Source organism: Chryseobacterium oryzae (assembly GCF_022811665.1).
In the GTDB taxonomy this organism is placed as follows: domain Bacteria; phylum Bacteroidota; class Bacteroidia; order Flavobacteriales; family Weeksellaceae; genus Chryseobacterium; species Chryseobacterium oryzae.
The window spans coordinates 80,338-98,368 of sequence record NZ_CP094529.1 but is presented as its reverse complement, the minus strand read 5'-3'; the positions used below and the strand labels follow the sequence as shown (position 1 = coordinate 98,368).

18 protein-coding genes are annotated in these 18,031 nt (G+C 34.7%); 7 read left to right on the top strand and 11 right to left on the bottom strand.

All coding sequences use genetic code 11. The annotated features are described in order from the left end of the window. The first annotated feature begins 76 nt into the window (after positions 1-76). The 4 genes from MTP08_RS00480 (at position 77) to MTP08_RS00465 (ending at position 4,536) form a co-directional block, all read left to right on the top strand. Positions 77-1,318: an OmpP1/FadL family transporter gene (locus MTP08_RS00480; RefSeq protein ID WP_243576594.1), complete on the top strand. Its 1,242-nt coding sequence runs from the start codon at positions 77-79 to the stop codon at positions 1,316-1,318. A 4-nt stretch (positions 1,319-1,322) separates the two neighbouring features. Next, positions 1,323-2,801: an SGNH/GDSL hydrolase family protein gene (locus MTP08_RS00475; protein WP_243576593.1), complete on the top strand. Its 1,479-nt coding sequence runs from the start codon at positions 1,323-1,325 to the stop codon at positions 2,799-2,801. 86 nt (positions 2,802-2,887) lie between these two features. After that, on the top strand, positions 2,888-3,826 hold the full coding sequence (locus tag MTP08_RS00470) for a ribose-phosphate pyrophosphokinase (RefSeq protein ID WP_209389628.1): 939 nt from the start codon (positions 2,888-2,890) through the stop codon (positions 3,824-3,826). A 56-nt stretch (positions 3,827-3,882) separates the two neighbouring features. After that, positions 3,883-4,536, top strand: coding sequence for a 50S ribosomal protein L25/general stress protein Ctc (locus MTP08_RS00465; protein ID WP_209389629.1), 654 nt, complete (start codon positions 3,883-3,885; stop codon positions 4,534-4,536). 81 nt (positions 4,537-4,617) lie between these two features. On the opposite strand, the gene pepT is transcribed toward MTP08_RS00465, so the two are convergent. Further along, a complete protein-coding gene (gene pepT, locus MTP08_RS00460; RefSeq protein WP_243576591.1) occupies positions 4,618-5,874 on the bottom strand; it encodes a peptidase T in 1,257 nt (418 codons plus the stop codon). 185 nt (positions 5,875-6,059) lie between these two features. Between pepT and MTP08_RS00455 the strand changes: the two genes are divergently transcribed. Continuing rightward, positions 6,060-6,908 carry a hydroxymethylglutaryl-CoA lyase gene (locus tag MTP08_RS00455; RefSeq protein WP_243576589.1) on the top strand — a complete coding sequence of 283 codons (849 nt, stop codon included), beginning with the start codon at positions 6,060-6,062 and terminating at the stop codon, positions 6,906-6,908. A gap of 99 nt (positions 6,909-7,007) precedes the next feature. Beyond that, entirely contained in the window at positions 7,008-7,409 is a 402-nt protein-coding gene (locus MTP08_RS00450) for an OsmC family protein (protein ID WP_243576587.1), read from the top strand. Positions 7,410-7,444: 35 nt separating this feature from the next. Here the strand turns inward: MTP08_RS00450 and MTP08_RS00445 are convergent, their stop codons facing one another. Next, positions 7,445-7,936, bottom strand: a complete 492-nt coding sequence (locus tag MTP08_RS00445; RefSeq protein ID WP_243576586.1) for a YkgJ family cysteine cluster protein — start codon at positions 7,934-7,936, stop codon at positions 7,445-7,447. Positions 7,937-8,066: 130 nt separating this feature from the next. Between MTP08_RS00445 and MTP08_RS00440 the strand changes: the two genes are divergently transcribed. Then, entirely contained in the window at positions 8,067-8,447 is a 381-nt protein-coding gene (locus MTP08_RS00440; protein ID WP_243576584.1) for a group III truncated hemoglobin, read from the top strand. A gap of 22 nt (positions 8,448-8,469) precedes the next feature. On the opposite strand, the gene MTP08_RS00435 is transcribed toward MTP08_RS00440, so the two are convergent. The 9 genes from MTP08_RS00435 to hflX form a co-directional block, all read right to left on the bottom strand. After that, a complete protein-coding gene (locus tag MTP08_RS00435; RefSeq protein WP_243576583.1) occupies positions 8,470-9,540 on the bottom strand; it encodes a calcium:proton antiporter in 1,071 nt (356 codons plus the stop codon). 66 nt (positions 9,541-9,606) lie between these two features. After that, positions 9,607-9,945: a DUF6122 family protein gene (locus MTP08_RS00430; RefSeq protein WP_243576582.1), complete on the bottom strand. Its 339-nt coding sequence runs from the start codon at positions 9,943-9,945 to the stop codon at positions 9,607-9,609. Between the two features lie 7 nt (positions 9,946-9,952). After that, positions 9,953-11,179 (bottom strand): hypothetical protein, encoded by a 1,227-nt coding sequence (locus MTP08_RS00425; RefSeq protein ID WP_243576581.1) that lies wholly within the window; start codon positions 11,177-11,179, stop codon positions 9,953-9,955. Continuing rightward, positions 11,180-13,225, bottom strand: a complete 2,046-nt coding sequence (locus tag MTP08_RS00420) for a hypothetical protein (protein WP_243576580.1) — start codon at positions 13,223-13,225, stop codon at positions 11,180-11,182. Between the two features lie 11 nt (positions 13,226-13,236). Then, positions 13,237-13,905 carry a hypothetical protein gene (locus tag MTP08_RS00415; protein WP_243576579.1) on the bottom strand — a complete coding sequence of 223 codons (669 nt, stop codon included), beginning with the start codon at positions 13,903-13,905 and terminating at the stop codon, positions 13,237-13,239. A gap of 63 nt (positions 13,906-13,968) precedes the next feature. Beyond that, a complete protein-coding gene (locus tag MTP08_RS00410; protein WP_243576578.1) occupies positions 13,969-14,682 on the bottom strand; it encodes a DNA alkylation repair protein in 714 nt (237 codons plus the stop codon). Between the two features lie 30 nt (positions 14,683-14,712). Then, positions 14,713-15,990 carry a cation:proton antiporter gene (locus tag MTP08_RS00405; protein ID WP_243576577.1) on the bottom strand — a complete coding sequence of 426 codons (1,278 nt, stop codon included), beginning with the start codon at positions 15,988-15,990 and terminating at the stop codon, positions 14,713-14,715. A 34-nt stretch (positions 15,991-16,024) separates the two neighbouring features. Then, positions 16,025-16,651: a DUF4919 domain-containing protein gene (locus MTP08_RS00400; RefSeq protein WP_243576576.1), complete on the bottom strand. Its 627-nt coding sequence runs from the start codon at positions 16,649-16,651 to the stop codon at positions 16,025-16,027. Continuing rightward, entirely contained in the window at positions 16,651-17,880 is a 1,230-nt protein-coding gene (hflX, locus tag MTP08_RS00395; RefSeq protein WP_243576575.1) for a GTPase HflX, read from the bottom strand. Before hflX ends, MTP08_RS00400 begins: the two co-directional genes overlap by 1 nt. Positions 17,881-18,031 lie beyond the last annotated feature (151 nt).

Genomic DNA, 18,031 nt, shown 5'->3' with positions numbered 1-18,031 from the left:
TACGTTTAAAATATTAAGAAATATTAACAGATGTATTCAAAATAATTTTATATTTGACTTATATAATATATAGTCTATGAAAAAAATATTAATATCCACCGCTTTATTGGCTGGTGTTTTATCTTATGCGGGAGGCTTCAGGGTTTCTCTGCAAGGTGTAAAGCAATTGGCAATGGCTCATACAAGTGCTCATGCTGAAGATGCAAGTGTAGCATTCTTCAACCCTGCGGGAATGTCGTTCATTCCTTCCAAATTGAGTATTGTAGCCGGAGGTTTCGGGGCAAGCAATAAGGTTACTTTTCAAAATCTAAACACCTTAAGCAGTGCAGAAACCGACAACCCTCTTGGAACTCCTATCTATGCGGCAATTGCGTATAAACCAGCTAAAAATATTTCAGTAGGTTTTAGCTTCTCCACACCTTTTGGGAGCACGGTGCAATATCCTAACGATTGGGAAGGAAAAGAATTGGTTCAGAAAATGGAACTTAAAAGTTTCTATTTTCAGCCTATGGTTTCTGTGAAAATGACCGATTGGCTTTCTTTCGGAGCAAGTTATATTTATGCTAAAGGAAAAGTAGACTGGGATAAGGCTGTAACACAATTCGGAGGCACTGTTAATATTAATGATAATAAAGCCAGCGGACATGGTTACGGATTTGGTTTTTACTTCAGACCAGACCCTTCGTTTGATATGAGTATTGCCTACCGTTCTCCTGTAGACATGAAAGCAAAAAATGGTACAGCAACTTTTAAAGCTCCTTCTCAAAACACAGTAAATGCTCTTTTGGGACTAAACAGTGCAGGACAAGACAGTTTTACCGCAACACTCCCTCTTGTAGAAGAATACACCATTGGTATGACATACAAAGCCACTTCAAAATGGCTTATTTCTGCAGATTTTAATTATCACGGATGGGGAAGATACAGTAAACTTACTTTAGATTTCGCCAATGCTCCTATCGGAAATCAGGCAGATCCTACAGTTTTGGTAGCTCCTAAAAACTTCAAAAACTCTAAAACTTTCAGATTGGGAACCCAATATGCTTTCTCCAATATGATTTACGGTCGTTTAGGAGCATATTATGACGAATCTCCTTATTCAGATGAAAACTTCATCCCCGAAACGCCATCATTCAACACTTATGTAGTAACAGGAGGTCTTGGATTTAAACTGAAACAATTCGGTGTAGATGTTGCGGGAGGATATGCTATGCCACAGGCAAGAGATGTAAAAAACCCAAACATTGGTTTCTACGGACAGGCTAAAGCTAAAGCATTCTATTTTGGTCTTGGATTATCGTATAACGTTTTTAATTAAGAATATGAAAAAAATTATAATATCAACATTAGCTATATCCGCACTTCTTTTTACAACAAGTTGTAAAACAGATTTTGATACTGATGTAAAAGATATAGCTGTTACAAATGGTGAAGCAAACTTCTCGAAATATGTAGCACTTGGAAACTCACTTACTTCAGGCTTTAGAGATAATGCATTGTATATTGACGGACAGAACGAATCTTATCCGTTAATTCTCTCTAACCAGATGAAACTTGCAGGAGGAGGTGCATTTAAACAACCTATGATGCCAAACAATTCGGGAGGATTTTCTAATCTTGCCAATCCTGCGACAGGAGATTTTTATGGCAAAATTGTTTTAGGTGTTGGATGTAATAATGCATTAGCACCAAAACCATCTGCACCCGGAGCAGCTTTGGACAATATCTCTACTGGAGGCCCTTACCAAAACCTTGGAATTCCTGGAGCCAAGTCATTTCATCTAGGACTTAGCAGTTACGGAATGCTAAACCCTTACTATACAAGATTTTCTACAGGGGTAAGTCCGATAAACGCCGCAGTTTCTCAAGCTCCAACATTTTTCTCATTATGGATAGGAAATAACGATGTCCTTTCTTACGCCACAAGTGGAGGAACAGGAGTAGACCAAACAGGTAATGCTAATGTAACAACTTATGGCAATAATGACATTACAGATCCTACCCTTTACAAATCAGTAATCAACACTTACGTAACAGCACTTACTGCAAATGGTGCTAAAGGTGTATTAGCAAATATTCCGAATGTAACATCAATTCCTTTTTTCACTACAGTTCCTAGTAAGCCAATTTCTAACCTTACTGATTCACAAGCGAGCCAACTGAACACAGCTTATGCTCCTTACAATGCAGGAATTCTACAGTTGAAATCTATGGGGGTAATTTCAGATGCAGAATATCAAAGCAGAGTAATTAAATTTACCGCAGGAAGCGTTGCCAACGGTGCCGTAATTTTAGACAAAGATCTGAAAGACTTAACAGGATTGAATCCGGCACTTAAATCTTACAGACAGACAACAAGCGAAGATTTCATCATATTACCTGCTGCAAATCTTATCAAACCTTTCGATGCGACATGCAATCCTCAAGGAATGAGCGCAGGAACTGCAGTTCCTTTAGCAGACAAATATGTACTTACACAAAAAGAAACTTTAAAAGTTATAACTGCTACAAAGGCTTACAATGATGCCCTTAAAGATATTGCAGCTTCTAAAGGACTTGCTTATGTTGATGCAAATACGAAGATGAATGAACTTGGAGGACAATCTGGTATTGTGTGGGATGGAGTAAGATACAGTGCTAAATTTGTAACAGGCGGAGCTTTCTCTTTAGATGGAGTTCATTTAACCGGAAGAGGGTATGCCATTATAGCAAACGAGTTTATTAAAGCAATTAATGCTAAATACAAATCTACCCTTCCACAAGTAGATCCTAACAAATATTCTGGGATTACCTTCCCATAAAAATTAATAAAAATAAAAACTTAGAAACCACAGGATTAATTCTTGTGGTTTTTTGTTAAATTTGCAAAATCTTTTAAAAAGTAAAAATGGCTGATCAACAAAGTTATCTGTTTTCAACAAGAACGAGCAAGGATCTTGCAGAAAAAATCGCCCAGTATTATGGGAAAGAGTTAGGAAAAATCATCATTCAGGAATTTAGCGACGGAGAATTCGAGCCTGTTTTGGACGAATCCGTAAGAGGAGGAAGAGTATTTCTTATAGGATCTACATTTCCGCCGGCAGACAATCTTTTGGAGCTACTTCTCATGATTGACGCTGCAAAAAGAGCATCTGCAAAAAGCATTACTGTAGTACTTCCTTATTTTGGTTTGGCAAGACAAGACAGAAAAGATAAACCAAGAGCTCCTATCGGTGCAAAACTGGTTGCTAATCTTTTAACAGCTGCCGGAGCAACAAGAATTATGACAATGGATCTCCATGCAGATCAAATTCAGGGGTTCTTCGAGATCCCTGTGGATCACCTTTATGCTTCTACCATTTTCGTAGATTATATTAGAGATCTTAAAATGGAGAATCTTACCATTGCATCTCCAGATATGGGAGGCGCGAAAAGAGCAAAAAATTATGCCGGTCACCTAGGAGCCGATGTTGTAATTGCTTATAAGGAGAGAAAAAAGGCAAATGTAGTTGAAGAAATGTTCCTTATTGGAGATGTTGAAGGTAAAAACGTTATTCTTATCGACGACATGATAGATACTGCCGGTACACTTTGTAAAGCTGCAGATATTTTAATGGAAAAAGGAGCAAAATCTGTGAGAGCAATGGCTACACATGGTGTACTTTCGGGAAAAGCTTATGAGAATATAGAGAACTCAAAATTATTGGAAGTTATTGTAACTGACTCAATTCCTGTAAAAACATCTTTGTCATCTAAAATAAAAGTGCTATCTTGCGCCCCATTATTTGCAGATGTTATGAAGATGGTGCACGAGCATCAATCTATCAGCAGTAAGTTTGTTATTTAATTAATAACCAAACATTTGCAATTAAAATTAAAAACAATTTTTTAAATTTTTTATAAATGAAATCTATTACAATTCAAGGTACAAAAAGAGAAAGCGTGGGCAAAAAGTCTACAAAAGCTTTACGTGATGCTGAATTAGTTCCTTGTGTTGTTTACGGAGGTGAAGCTCCTTTGAACTTCTCTGCTACAGAGAAATCTTTCAAAGGTTTGGTATACACTCCTGAAGCACACACGGTATCTATTGAGGTTGACGGACAAACTATTCCGGCTGTTCTTCAGGATATTCAGTTTCACCCAATTACAGACAAAATTCTTCACGCAGACTTCTATCAGTTAGCTGAAGACAAACCTGTTGTTATGGAAGTTCCTGTTAGAATTACAGGTCGTTCTAAAGGTGTTGTGGCTGGTGGTGTTCTTCGTCAGTCTTTCAGAAAATTAAAAGTAAAAGCGATTCCTGCTAATTTGCCAGACGAAATCGTTGTAGATGTTACTCCATTAAGAATTGGTAACAAACTTTATGTAGGAAGCATTAAAGCAGAAGGATATTCTTTCATGCACCCAGATAATGCAGTTGTTGTAGCTGTTAAGATGTCTAGAAATGCAATGAAAGGTGGTGCAGCAGCAATGGATGAAGAAGATGAAGAATTAGAAGAAGAAGTAAAAGATCAATCTCCTCTTGTTCCTACAACAGAAGAGAAATCTGACGAATAATAAAATTTTCGACTTAAATTAAAAAGTCCGTTTTCACAAATTGTGAAAACGGACTTTTTTATAATCCGATAGCTTGATTTCTTAGAAAATATCTTTTTTCACAATATTCACAATCACTTCAGTTGCTTTCATCATACTTTCCAAAGCTACATATTCGTAAGGCCCATGGAAATTGATTCCGCCCGCAAAAATATTCGGACAAGGCAATCCCATGTAAGATAATTGTGCTCCATCTGTTCCACCTCTAATTGCTTTAATTTTAGGCTCAATTCCCGCTTCCTTCATTGCTTTTGCAGCCAGATCTACGATGTGCATTTTACCTTCAAATTGTTGCTTCATATTGCGGTATTGCTCTTTAATCTCGATTTCGGCAGTTCCTTCTCCATGCTTTTTATTAAAATCGGCAATTTTCTCTTCCATAAATTTCTTTCTGGCTTCGAATTTCTCTTCATCGTGATCACGGATAATGTATTGAAGTTTTGCTTCAGAAATATCTGCATTAATATCCATTAAATGATAAAAACCTTCAAAACCTTTCGTAGTAGAAGGAGTTTCGTTGGCAGGAAGCATTTGTGCAAATTCAGATGCCAATAAAGCGGCATTAATCATTTTTCCGTAAGCATAACCTGGGTGAACACTCAACCCGTGAATTTTAACTACCGCTCCGGCTGCATTAAAATTTTCATATTCCAGTTCTCCTACCTCTCCACCGTCCATTGTATAAGCGAATTCTGCTCCAAATTTTGCTACATCAAATTTGTGTGCTCCTCTCCCAATTTCCTCGTCTGGAGTGAATCCTACAGCAATTCTTCCATGTTTAATTTCCGGGTGAGCAATAAGATATTCTGCCGCCGTAACAATTTCTGCACAACCAGCTTTATCGTCGGCTCCTAAAAGGGTATTTCCATCAGTCGTAATTAAAGTCTGACCAACATATTTCTTTAAACTTTCGAATCTTGAAGGAGATAAAGTGAAATTTGTTTCTTTATTTAAAACCAAATCTTCACCCTGATAGTTTTCCCAAATCTGAGGTTTTACATCTTCACCACTGAAATCCGGTGAAGTATCGTAATGGGAAATAAATCCGATGGTCGGTAGATTATCATTCTCCAAATTTGAAGGAACATATCCCATAATATATCCATGCTCATCAATAGAAACATCTTCCAGACCGATTTTTTTCAATTCTTCTGTAATATAATTGGCAATATCCCATTGTCTTTTGGTAGAAGGGGTTGTTTCGCTTTCCGCATCGCTTGTTGAATATATTTTTACATAGCTGATAAAACGGTTCAGCAGTTTTTCTCTCCACATTGAGTTGAATTCTATTGTACTCATTTTTGATTTTTAAATTTTAACAAAGTTAGCAATTCTCAATGTCCGAACAGATTATTGTTATCCAATAAATTTCATTGATTTTATGAATGCAAAATAAAACACTGACAATCAATTAAATGAATTAACAATCTCTATTCCGATTTAAATAGTTTAGTTTTATTATATTTGAGAAAATCAAAAGTAAAATGTTTCTTACCGAATGTCCGAGAGACGCCATGCAGGGTTGGGACGAATTTATACCCACCAGTAAAAAAATAGATTACATCAACTCGCTGATGGAAGTGGGTTTTGATGTGCTCGATTGTGTGAGTTTTGTATCTCCGAAAGCCATCCCGCAAATGGCAGATTCTGCCGAAGTTGCCGAAAATATAGACAAGTCTTTATCTAACACCAAAGTTTCTGCTATTATTGGCAATTACAGAGGTGCAGAAAAGGCTTTGAAGCATCAGTCTGTAGATATTTTAGGATTTCCTTTTTCTATTTCTGAAACCTTTCAGCATCGCAATACCAACAAAAATCAGGAAGAAGCTTTTGATGATATTGTAAAAATTCTTGAACTCACAAAATCCGAAAACAGAGAATTTAATCTCTATTTCTCCATGGCATTTGGAAATCCTTACGGAGAAATGTGGAAATGGGAAGATGTGGATTTTTGGGCTCAGAGATTTTCGGAGATCGGAATTAAAAATATTTTACTCTCGGATACTACCGGAGTAGCAACACCAGAAAAAATAAGTTTATTATTCGAAAAAATTCCTTCTAAATATCCAGAAATAGATTTTGGAGCCCATTTCCATAACAGATACGAAGATTCTTATTCTAAATTAAAAGCTGCCTACGACAAAGGTTGCAGAAGATTCGATTCTGCCATAAAGGGAATAGGCGGCTGTCCAATGGCAAAAGATGATTTAGTAGGAAATATGCCAACAGAACAGGTAATTAATTTTATGAGTGTAGAGAAGGTAAATCATAAGCTTAATTTACTGAATTTTGAAAGCTCATATAATAAAGCAAAAGATATTTTTCATTTTTAAAAAAGAGAATAGTTTTTGTAATATTACTCAGTGAAAGTTGATATTCAACAAACAAGAATTCTAAAAATTATTCTCAAAAATCATTAAATTTTAAAAAAAATGACTTCAAAAATAACCTACATAGGAGATTTAAGATGTTCTGCAGAACATTTACAATCCGGAACAATTATAGAAAGCGATGCACCTACGGATAATCACGGAAAAGGTGAAAAATTTTCTCCCACCGACCTTTGTGCAACTTCTTTAGCCGAATGTGCTCTTACAACTATTGCTATTTTAGGAAAAGATAAAGGAATTAATATTGAAGGAGCCTATTGTAATCTTCAGAAAATAATGGCTGCAAACCCCCGAAGGATAACAGAAATCGTATGTAATTTTGTGTTTTCTGACCAATATTCTAAAGAGGAAAAAGCTTTCATTGAAGAAACAGCCCATGATTGCCCTGTTGCCAAAAGTCTTCATCCAGATTTGGTACAGACGATGGTTTTTATTTATCAGTAAGCATAACCGCAGAAATTCTGCGGTTTTTTATGATTTTATTTAGCATTAATATTCTTCATCATCTTTTCCACAAATTCAAATGCGGCGGGACAGATAACCGTATTTTTAATCATGAGGTGATTAATCTGGTAAATTTTCTTTCGGTCTGTGTGAGGATATTCGCGACAGGCTTTGGGACGCACTTCGTAAATAGAACAGGTATTATCGTCATTCAGAAAAAAACATGGAAGATTTTGCAAAACCTTATCATTATCCTCATCAGTTCTGAGAAATTTAGTCTCAAAATCGGCTTGCTTCATTCTCAAATGTTTCGATATTCTTTCGATATCTTTCTCTGTATATAGAGGTCCCGTAGTTTTACAGCAGTTCGCACATTGAAGGCAATCAATCTCTTCAAAAACCTCATCATGGGTTTCCTGTACGATATAGTCCAGATTTTTGGGGGGCTTCTTTTTAAGTCCGTCTAAAAATTTTTTATGCTCTTTCTGTTTTTGCAGAGCCTGAGTTTTATAAAAGTCTAAATTCAATACTTTCTTTTTATTTCGAAATGCAAAGATAAAATATTGTTTTTATGAATCTTATCAATACCACAATCTTATCTTTCATTAATAATTATATTAATTTCACCTTAAATTTGGAAATATTTTTAAAACTGAAATGAAAAATTTAGAATCAAGAGAAGATATAGAACTGCTGGTAAATTCCTTTTATTCCAAAGTGGTTAAAGATGAAGTTATCGGTTTCTTCTTTAAAGAAGTAGTAAAAGTAAATTGGGATCTCCACCTTCCCAAAATGTATTCTTTTTGGGAAAGCATTCTTTTCGGACAAATGAGCTACAAAGGAAACCCTATGGCTATACATTTTCCCATTAATGAGAGTACTGCAATGGAGAAAAAGCATTTCGACAGATGGCTAAGCCTTTGGAAGGAAACAATTTCAGAAAATTTTGAAGGAGAAAATGCTTCAATGGCAATAACCAAATCTGAGAATATCGCCAAATTGATGTCCTACAAAATGGGAATGGCAAGAAAAATTTAAAAATTTAGGTTTTAGACAATTTTTAAGGGACTACGACTGTAAAAATGTATGCCGCCAGATTTACCAGTAAAACCGTTCCGTAAAGTATATTGGTTTTACCACGGCTTAGAGAAAGCATTACAATAAATACAGACAAAGTAAGCAAAATAATATCTTTTTTGTCTAAACCTAATACCAGAGGAATATCGAACATAATACTTACCGCAGAAATTGCCGGAATACTAAGTCCTATACTTGCTAAAGCAGAACCCAATGCAAGATTTAAACTCGACTGAAACTGATTGTTTCTTGCTGCCCGAATTGCCGCTAAACTTTCCGGAAGCAGTACAACTCCTGCAATAATTACTCCCACTAAGGATTTTGGAGCACCAATACTTTGTACAAGATCTTCAATGGTTTTAGAAAGACCTTTCGCCATGAGAACTACAATGATTAAGCAAATTACCAAAAAGAAAAAACTTAAAATTGCCTGGTTTTTTGTTGGAATATAATATTCTTGAGTATTGCTATCTGATGCCACAAAGTAACTTCTGTGTCTAACAGTCTGAACCATTAGGAAAACTCCATAAATTACAAGACAGGCAATAGAAACAAATACCAGTTGGGCATTATTATAAAAAGGACCATTTACACTCGATGTAAAATTGGGAAGAACCAATGTTATAACTAAAATAGAAACAATACACACTAGATAAGTAGTTGCAGATGTTCTAGCAAAAAACTGCTCAAAATATTTTACGCCACCTATTAATACACATATTCCTAAAATTCCGTTCAGAATAATCATTACTGCGGCAAATACAGTATCTCTTGCCAAGGTAATTGCCTGTTCTCCGCCCGCAACCATAAGAGAAATAATAAGAGCAACCTCTATAATGGTAATACAGAGTGCCAAAATTATTGTTCCGTAAGGTTCTCCAACTTTATGGGCAACCACTTCGGCATGATGTACGGCAGAAAGCACACTTCCTGTTAATAATACACCGCCAATCAAATCAAAAATAGCTCCTGTTCCTAATAATCCTGCGAAATAATAAATAACCGAAATAATCGGAAAAACAAACGTGTAATGAAAGATTTCTTTAAGTTTCATAGTTGTCTCTAAAATACAAAAATTCTGTGTAATCTGCCGTAATACAGATAGAAAAATACTTTTATTCTAATGGCACCACCATTGGAAATCCTGAAAATCTGTTAACATGTGTAATAAAAGACCAATCCCAATCAGTCTCAGATTTCCTTTGAAAAATAAAAGCAAAAAATACACCGCTATTGCATAATACGAGTGTAAAAAATGAAAACCTATGCTTCCGCGGTCTGGATCGAAAATGGGATCCGCAAAAAGATGATCCAAATCTACGAGCATTGTGGCTAAAAAAATCAGATAAACCTTCTTCCAGTCTTTACGGTAAAATAAAAATGCTACTACCGCAGGAAAACCAAAATGTAAAAAATAGTGTGTAACGTTTTTTAGGACAACAATTTCCGGTGAGCACATTTTAAAATTATTGAAGAATTAAGGGAAGTTCTTTATCTTTAAACTTCAAGGTAAGAAAAAAACTTTGCTTATCGTTTCCGTAGAAAAGGTATTCTGTATTTTTTAGAAGTTTAAAATCATTCAGACCCTTAAAGAAAGAGAACAATAAAGGATCGTTCTTTACCAAAACAAAATTTCTGTTTTTATGAGTTATTGGCAATGCTGAATTTTGCCCCGATTTTATTTCAATGCCATTTTTGGTTTTGAAAGCTGTATTTGGCTGAAACGGAATGGCAAGAAATTCATTTTTATCGTTCAGCCATTTTTTATTTTTAAAATAATTCCAGACTTCGTCCCTGTTTTTTGTGTCAATTTGAACAGAATATTCGGGTTGTACAATTTTCTGGTAACTTAGCTTCTGCACTTCGTTGAAGTCTTCATCGTAGCCATAAGTAATTATTGTATCATTTTTAAGCTCCAGCTTCGCATTCATTTTAAGACGATTCATCTTTAGAGAATCCTTAGAAACAGTTGGAAAAATTCTACTTAACAAAGACAGATTTTCTTGGTCTAAATCTGCGTTTATGAAAAGGTTTTCTTTGTTCAATTCTGAAATTAAAGAAAGAAAATGTTGATAACCATCCCCTTTTTTGAATTCGATTCTGTTATCTTTCAGTTCAATGGAAATATTTCTGGTTCTGCTTTCAGAAATAAATGCAACACTTCCTACACCTCCTTCCATAAACACATCTGCATTCAGGATTTTGGTTCTGGAATTTCCGTAAAAAGATTTCCCTATAGTTTCTAAGTTTTTACTCGTTCCTGCAATACACAGATTATTTTCAATTTTAATATAGAAAAAGTCTTTTCTGTAAAGATTGTTTCCTAAATTCTGAAACTTTCTTTCTTTTAAAAAAGCTGAAAGTTTCTCTTGGCTTTCAATTTCAAAAACACTGTACCATTCGTTCAGTTTTGAATTTTTGAGGTGAAATATCTGTACATAATCCGGAATTTTAATCCCCGAATTAAAAATTGAAATCTGTTTTTGCTCTTTTTTGCGACTTCCAAACCACTCGGAAGGATGAACTGCAAGTGCAGAAATGTATTGCCTAATTAGTTTTTTTTTGTCGATTAAAATAACGGCATCAGAATTCTCAGGAATAAATTTCAGGCTTTTGTCTTTGTGATAAAGCAGAAAATAGATTCCTACAGAAAGTAAAACAATAAGAACAAGACCAATTTTTTTCGGCTTCATTTATAAAGTCTGGCTTGGTTGGTCTTCTTCAGAAATTTTATACAACTCGTCGAAAAGATCGAAGAAATACATCAGACTGTTTTCGGAGGAGTTTCTGATGTTGTAATTTATCTCGGTCTGAATGCTGTTGTCTTTAACTTCAGTTTTAAAGTACATTTCTCCAACATTCTTTCTTACGGCATCAAGCATTTTTCTTTCAGATTTCTTCTTAAATTCTTTATCTAATCCCAACATCAATTTCTGAATATCTAATCTCCCCGATAAAGGATATTTTGAAGAGTCTTTCATCCATTTTTTAGACATTTCAGACTGATTTTGCTGCTCAAGTGTATTTTTGGAAGTCGTTAAATAAACAATCCCGTCTTTTACCGTAAAAAACAGCTGGTCTATGTAGCTATTTTTGTTTTTTTCATCTTTAAACACATAAAAATCTCCATCTTTTGTAAATTTCTTTGCAATTTCTTTGTTGTTAGTAATTACATCGAACACTCTGTTCCAATACTTCTCGTTTTCTGTAGCAAATGCAAATGTGAAATCCGGAACTACAATATCTTTATTCTTCTTTACTTCTTTTTCATTATAGTCGTCGTCATACGTGTAATCTGTGTATTCTACATTTTTAGTTTTAAGTTCATTCAGTACAAAAATTCCGTTTCCGGGAGCAATTTTTGCAATCGCTTCTTCGTCCAGAACAATCTTAATGGTTTCCATTACCAGCTGAATTTCTTTCTGATACTTTTCGTCTCCGGCATTCTGCATCATATCGTACATCATATCAAAATACTTGTATCCGTTGATATTCATTGTATAATACCCTACACTTTTATCATTAATAAGTGCTGCAAGCTTTTTATTCTTTTTGCCTTTGTAAACCTGCGAAATACTTTTCTGAAGCTCCGGATTTTTATTTCTGTGGTTGTTTACAAGACGTACTTTTTCATTATCAAAATACAAATTATAAGCAGAATCTGAACTGTAAAGTTTCCCCAAAGCACTCATAAAATTAAAGCCTTTGTAAAGCTTATCGTACAAACCTTTGGAGATAATTTTATCGTAATCTGCGTAAATAAAAGCATCGGAATTAGCATCTCGGAAGCTGAGCATGTTTTTGTCTACATCCAGTTCCAGATTAGAACTGAAATATTCGTCGAAATCATTTTCTGCAAACTTTTTTAGCATTTTAAATCTCACAATACTGATAGAATCCTGCTGTTTTTGATACACCGAATCAAACTCATATTGATCGCTTCCGTAATAATCATCCTGAGATAATGGCGGCGAAACTTCTGCACTGTCGTGCTGATAATTACTGTCGGTTGTTTCAGAATCTTCTTTCTTTTCTTCCGGGTATTTGTGGTGTTTCTGCAGATATTTTATATCTTTTTGAATCTTGGCTATTTCTGCATTATTTTCTTTAATACTTTCTTTCAGATATTTAATATCGTCTTTCAGATACCCAATTTCTTCTTTATAGTCGAACGGTTTTTCTACTTCTGCATATGCACTGTCTATTGCTACAGTATCTACTGCCGCAACTGCACTATCTACCTCAGCATTATCTTCCCAAACATTTTTTTCTTTCTTGTTATAATTAATGAATTTTAGGACAGCCTTTTTATCATTCCACGCCACGAAAATGTCATTTTCAATATCTACATAAGAATAATTGTTCTTTTTACTGACTTCTAAACCGTGTTTTTTCACTGAATTGATGAACTCCTGAAACTTATCCTTATTTTCTAAAGTAAAAAGCGTGGTGTAAGATTGTACAGAATCGTTAATTGTTCCATAATGATACTGAGTTGCATCATATCTGATTCCTGTCTTCGAGTAATCATTCCACGAATTCTTTTTATCTTCTTTTTTATTGATTTCCTTTAAAATCGGGTTAAATTTATCCCAGTTTATTTTTTTATTAAGCTGTTTGCCATTTATTTCCATATAAAAAACAGCATCCGCAGGAAGTTTTGCGCTTTTTTGAGCCCAAAATACTGTACTGATAAGAATAAATAATAAAACCGATGTCTTTGAGAATAGAGTTTTCATGATTGACTGTATTACTGTAATTGAATGGTATTCTGAATTTGTTTTTTCTGAAAAATAAAATCCAGAATATTTCCTTCCTGCTTTAATGCTTTTTTGTTGGGAGACATTTGGTAAGAAGGATTAGATTGGGATTTTACGCTGTTTTCGAACTGTAAAACCGAAACGTATCTTGCATCGTTGAAGACCTCTTTGTCTGCTTTGCTGAGTTTTTCGTAATCGCTTTTAAAGGTGTTCACCTTATTTTTAGAAAAAATATTTTTAACCTGGTTATGACTGTAAATCTGTGTAGGAACCATTTTCCCGAGAATATTTTTTGCTTTTAACTGCTCCAATCCTGCATTAATATTTTCAATTTTCTTGAATGTGCAGCTCAGCTTCAGAATATAATTATCAAAATCCATGGAAGTTTTCACATTAGAAATTCCCGGTGTGGCTTTAAAAATTTTAGCTGCCTCATTTATTTTCGCTTCAATTTCTGCTTTTTTGGGCACTTTTTTGCCGTTAATGGTTTCCATTTTAGCAATAGAAGCCAATCTGGTTTTGCTTTTGCTGCCGTTTATAATGATAGAATATTCGCCACTTCCATCGGCTTTAAGATTTACTTTGTCCAAAATATCAAAACAGCTTGTTAAACAAAGCAGAGCCGTAAAAAGAGCAAAAGTTTTTATAATAATTTTCATCGAATGAATTAAAAAAGCAAAAATAATGTTTTATCGTATATCATACTCTGGTGAAGACTATTTTTACAATATTCTTCCTTTAAGGTAACTTTGCCGAAGATTCTCATCCAGCTTCTCGATCGAATAGCGAAGCGTTGTTCTTGGCATCTCTTGATAATTTTTATTTAAAAACGAAATGAGTTCAGTTTCATTTTTTTTGCCCATTTCTCTCAGAAGCCATCCGTTGGCTTTATGCATCAAATCATGTGGATGTTGCAAATTGTGCATTACAAATTCTTTGGTAAGCTCAAAAAAACCTTTTTTGATGTAATACATTGTTCCTACAACCGCAATCCTTTTATGCCACATTGCTTCAGACAAAGACAATTTCCTCAGCAAATCATCATTTTGAGTGTCAAAAGCATATCTGCCAAGAATTTTGTAGCAACTGGAGTCTACAAGATCCCAATTATTAATATATTTTAAATGATTCAGATAAAAATCGGCGATTTCAGCTTGTACATCTATGTCTTTAGTTTTTTCGTATTTAAAGACGAGCATAAACAAAGCGGTTAAACGGTGTTCATGATAAGGAGATTGCACCAATTCACTGATTTGCTTTAAACTTAATTGCAGATAATATTCTTTCGCAACCGCTCTCTGGTCGGGAACTTTTATCCCTAAAAACAAGTCGCCTTCACCATATTCTCCTTTTCCGGTTTTGAAAAATTTCGGCAGAAATGCTGCTTTTTCAGGAATAGCTAATTCTGCAAGAGCATTTTTAATTTCATTTACCATTTATGTCTGAAATACAATCCGTTAACAAACCTATTCTAAAGTAACACTTTCTTTTTCCTGCTCTTCTTTGGCAATCTGCTTAGGATTGGCAACTTTAGCAATGGTAAGTCCCTGAACAATAATAGAAAATACAACAACACAATAAGTGATACTTAAAATAATATTGCTGTTTTCACTTTTAGGGATCGACATTGCCAAAGCGATAGAAACCCCGCCTCGAATTCCGCCCCAAAAGAGAACTTTAATCGTCTGCGGACTAAATCTTGTTCTGAAAGACATAAATTTGGTAGGTCCCCAAATTGAAATAAAACGTGCCACCAAAACCACCAAAATACCAATCATCCCAGGAACAATGTAGTGGTTCAGATCTTTAATCATCAACAATTCGAAACCGATGAACAGGAAAAGAACTGCATTCAATATTTCATCTATCAGTTCCCAGAATTTAATTAAATAATCCTGAGTAATCGATTTCATCTTAAATTTAACATTAAAATTACCCATAAAAAGTCCTGCAGCAACCATAGTAAGCGGTCCGGAAATATGAAGTTGCCTTGCGACAAGATAACCTCCCATTACGACTGCTAAAGTTACAAGTACAGAAATAATATAATCGTCTACTTCCCGCATAAGTCTGGATGTAATGTATCCTAAAACCACTCCAAGAAGCAAACCGCCTCCGGCTTCTTTCAGCAAAAGAAGAGTAATGCTTTCTATTCCCAAATCTACTTCTTTCCCAATTGCCAGCTGAAGAACAACTGTGAAAACAACAACCGCCATCCCGTCGTTAAATAAAGATTCTCCCGCAACTTTTGTTTCTAAAGACTTTGATACATTTGCCTGTTTCAAAATACTTAGAACAGCTACAGGATCTGTTGGCGATATTAAAGCTCCAAATAAAAGGCAATAAATGAAAGGCATATTTATCCCTACAAACGGCAGCAGATAAAACATTCCAAAACCGACAATAAAAGTAGAAATTACGACTCCGGCTGTAGAAAATATCAAGACGGGCCGCAACTGTTCTTTCAAATCGTTGATGTTGATATGAATTCCTCCTGCGAAAAGAAGAAAATTAAGCATTGCACCCATTAGAACCTCCGTAAAATCTATACTGTTCATTAAATTATTTAGATGATTGAATGTTTTTGGCAGAAAGCTCTGTCCGAAAAACACCAGGATAATAGATACAACAATGGCAATTACCATAATCCCAATTGTACTTGGCAGTTTTAGAAAACGGTAATTGATGTATGCAAAAATAGAAGCGAGTACAATGAGTACTGAAAAAGAATAATATAATTCCAAAATTAAGTTTTGTTAAATAGTTATTTGATTAATATTAAAAATTTAAATAGAGAACTTTGATGTAAATTTTTTGATCATCTCTAGACCAAACATCAACTACCGAATCTTTATAGGTTGTGGAATTCCTTGTAAAATCTTTTCCAACATTTAAAACATTCAGCAGAATGTATTCATCTCCGACAGAATTTACGATGTAAGGCGTTTTCTCAGTTTTTCCGTCCCCAGAATCCTTTATTGCTTCTGTAAGTAACCGTAGCTGATTAAGGTGATGCACAAAATTTCCTGCATCTTTCGTAAAATCGTATGCTCTGAGAAGTATAAGAATAACATCTAGATTTGTAGGGTCTTTTTCGTATAAAATTTTCCCTAATTTAATACATTCTTCAAAATTTCCGCTTTTAAAAGCGTCTGCAAGATTTTTAAAATCCTCATCGGTTACAGAAACTTTTGTTTTTAAAAAATTTCTACCATAGTACAAATGTTGGGCTTCGATGCTGTCTAATGACTTGGGATATCCTTTAAATTTGAATATCAGTTTCTCGTAATTATACTGAGATTTGGAATTACCTAAATCTTTCTCAATTTCTTTTAAATTGAGTTTCATTTGGGCAATTCCCAAAAAAGGAATCATTAGCAAAAGGAAGAAAATTTTACATTTCATTACTTGTTGTTTTCGTTTTCTTCCTCATCATTATCAAAATATTCGAAAAGGAAATCGTTGTAAGGAAATCTGGAAATATGAATTTTCATTACTTCATCATAAATCATTCTCTTCATTTCCGGGAAGTTCTCTTTGGTAAGTGCAGAAATAAATACGGTTGGATGTTTAGATTTTGCCATCCAAGTATTTTTCCATTCTTCCAGAGAGATATTCTTTTTAGAACTTGGGGTAAGATCATCTTCGTCTTTCTTTTCGTAGCTGAAATCATCAATTTTATTAAAAACCATAATCATCGGTTTTTGATGGGCATTGATTTCCATTAAAATCTGATTAACAGATTCGATATGATCTTCAAAACTTTCATGCGAAATATCCACAACATGAATAAGAAGATCCGCTTCACGAACTTCATCCAATGTAGATTTGAAAGATTCTACCAACTGTGTAGGAAGTTTACGAATAAATCCTACCGTGTCCGTAAGAAGAAAAGGCAGGTTTCCGATAACTACTTTTCTTACCGTAGTATCCAGTGTTGCGAATAATTTATTTTCAGCAAAAACTTCAGACTTCGATAAAGCATTCATCAGGGTAGATTTACCCACATTGGTATACCCAACCAAAGCAACACGCACCACTTTTCCGCGGTTGTTTCTTTGGGTAGCCATTTGCTTGTCGATGGTTTTCAGCTTTTCTTTTAGCAAAGTAATCCTGTCGCGGATAATTCTTCGGTCTGTCTCGATTTCGGTTTCTCCGGGACCTCTCATCCCGATACCTCCTTTCTGTCTTTCAAGGTGAGTCCACATTCTTGTTAATCTGGGAAGAAGATACTGATACTGAGCTAATTCCACCTGAGTTCTCGCATAAGAAGTTTGTGCTCTCTGTGCAAAAATATCTAAAATAAGATTGGTTCTGTCTAAGATTTTAACTTCCATTTCTCTCTCTAAATTTTTTAGCTGAGAAGGTGAAAGCTCATCATCGAAAATGACAGTTCCTATTTCATTTTCTTTTATATAGTCTTTAATTTCCTGAACTTTTCCGCTGCCCACGAAAGTTTTAGAGTCTGGCTGAGTTAATTTTTGAGTGAAACGGCGATCTACAGAAGCCCCAGCTGTAAAAGCAAGAAACTCCAGCTCATCCATATATTCTATCAGTTTATCTTCGTCCTGTTGCTGCGTAATAACGCCTACTAATACTGATTTTTCGTAATTGTGCTGTTTTTTTTCTAACATTAAAATCTACCTATTTTATATGTTTCACAAGATAACATTTTTATACAAGAAATACAAATTACCATTAAAGCAGCGAAGGCATAGCCTCTTATTCAAATTATAGCCTCGAAAATTAACCATTCATTTCTCCAAGAGAAAGCTATTTTTAAAA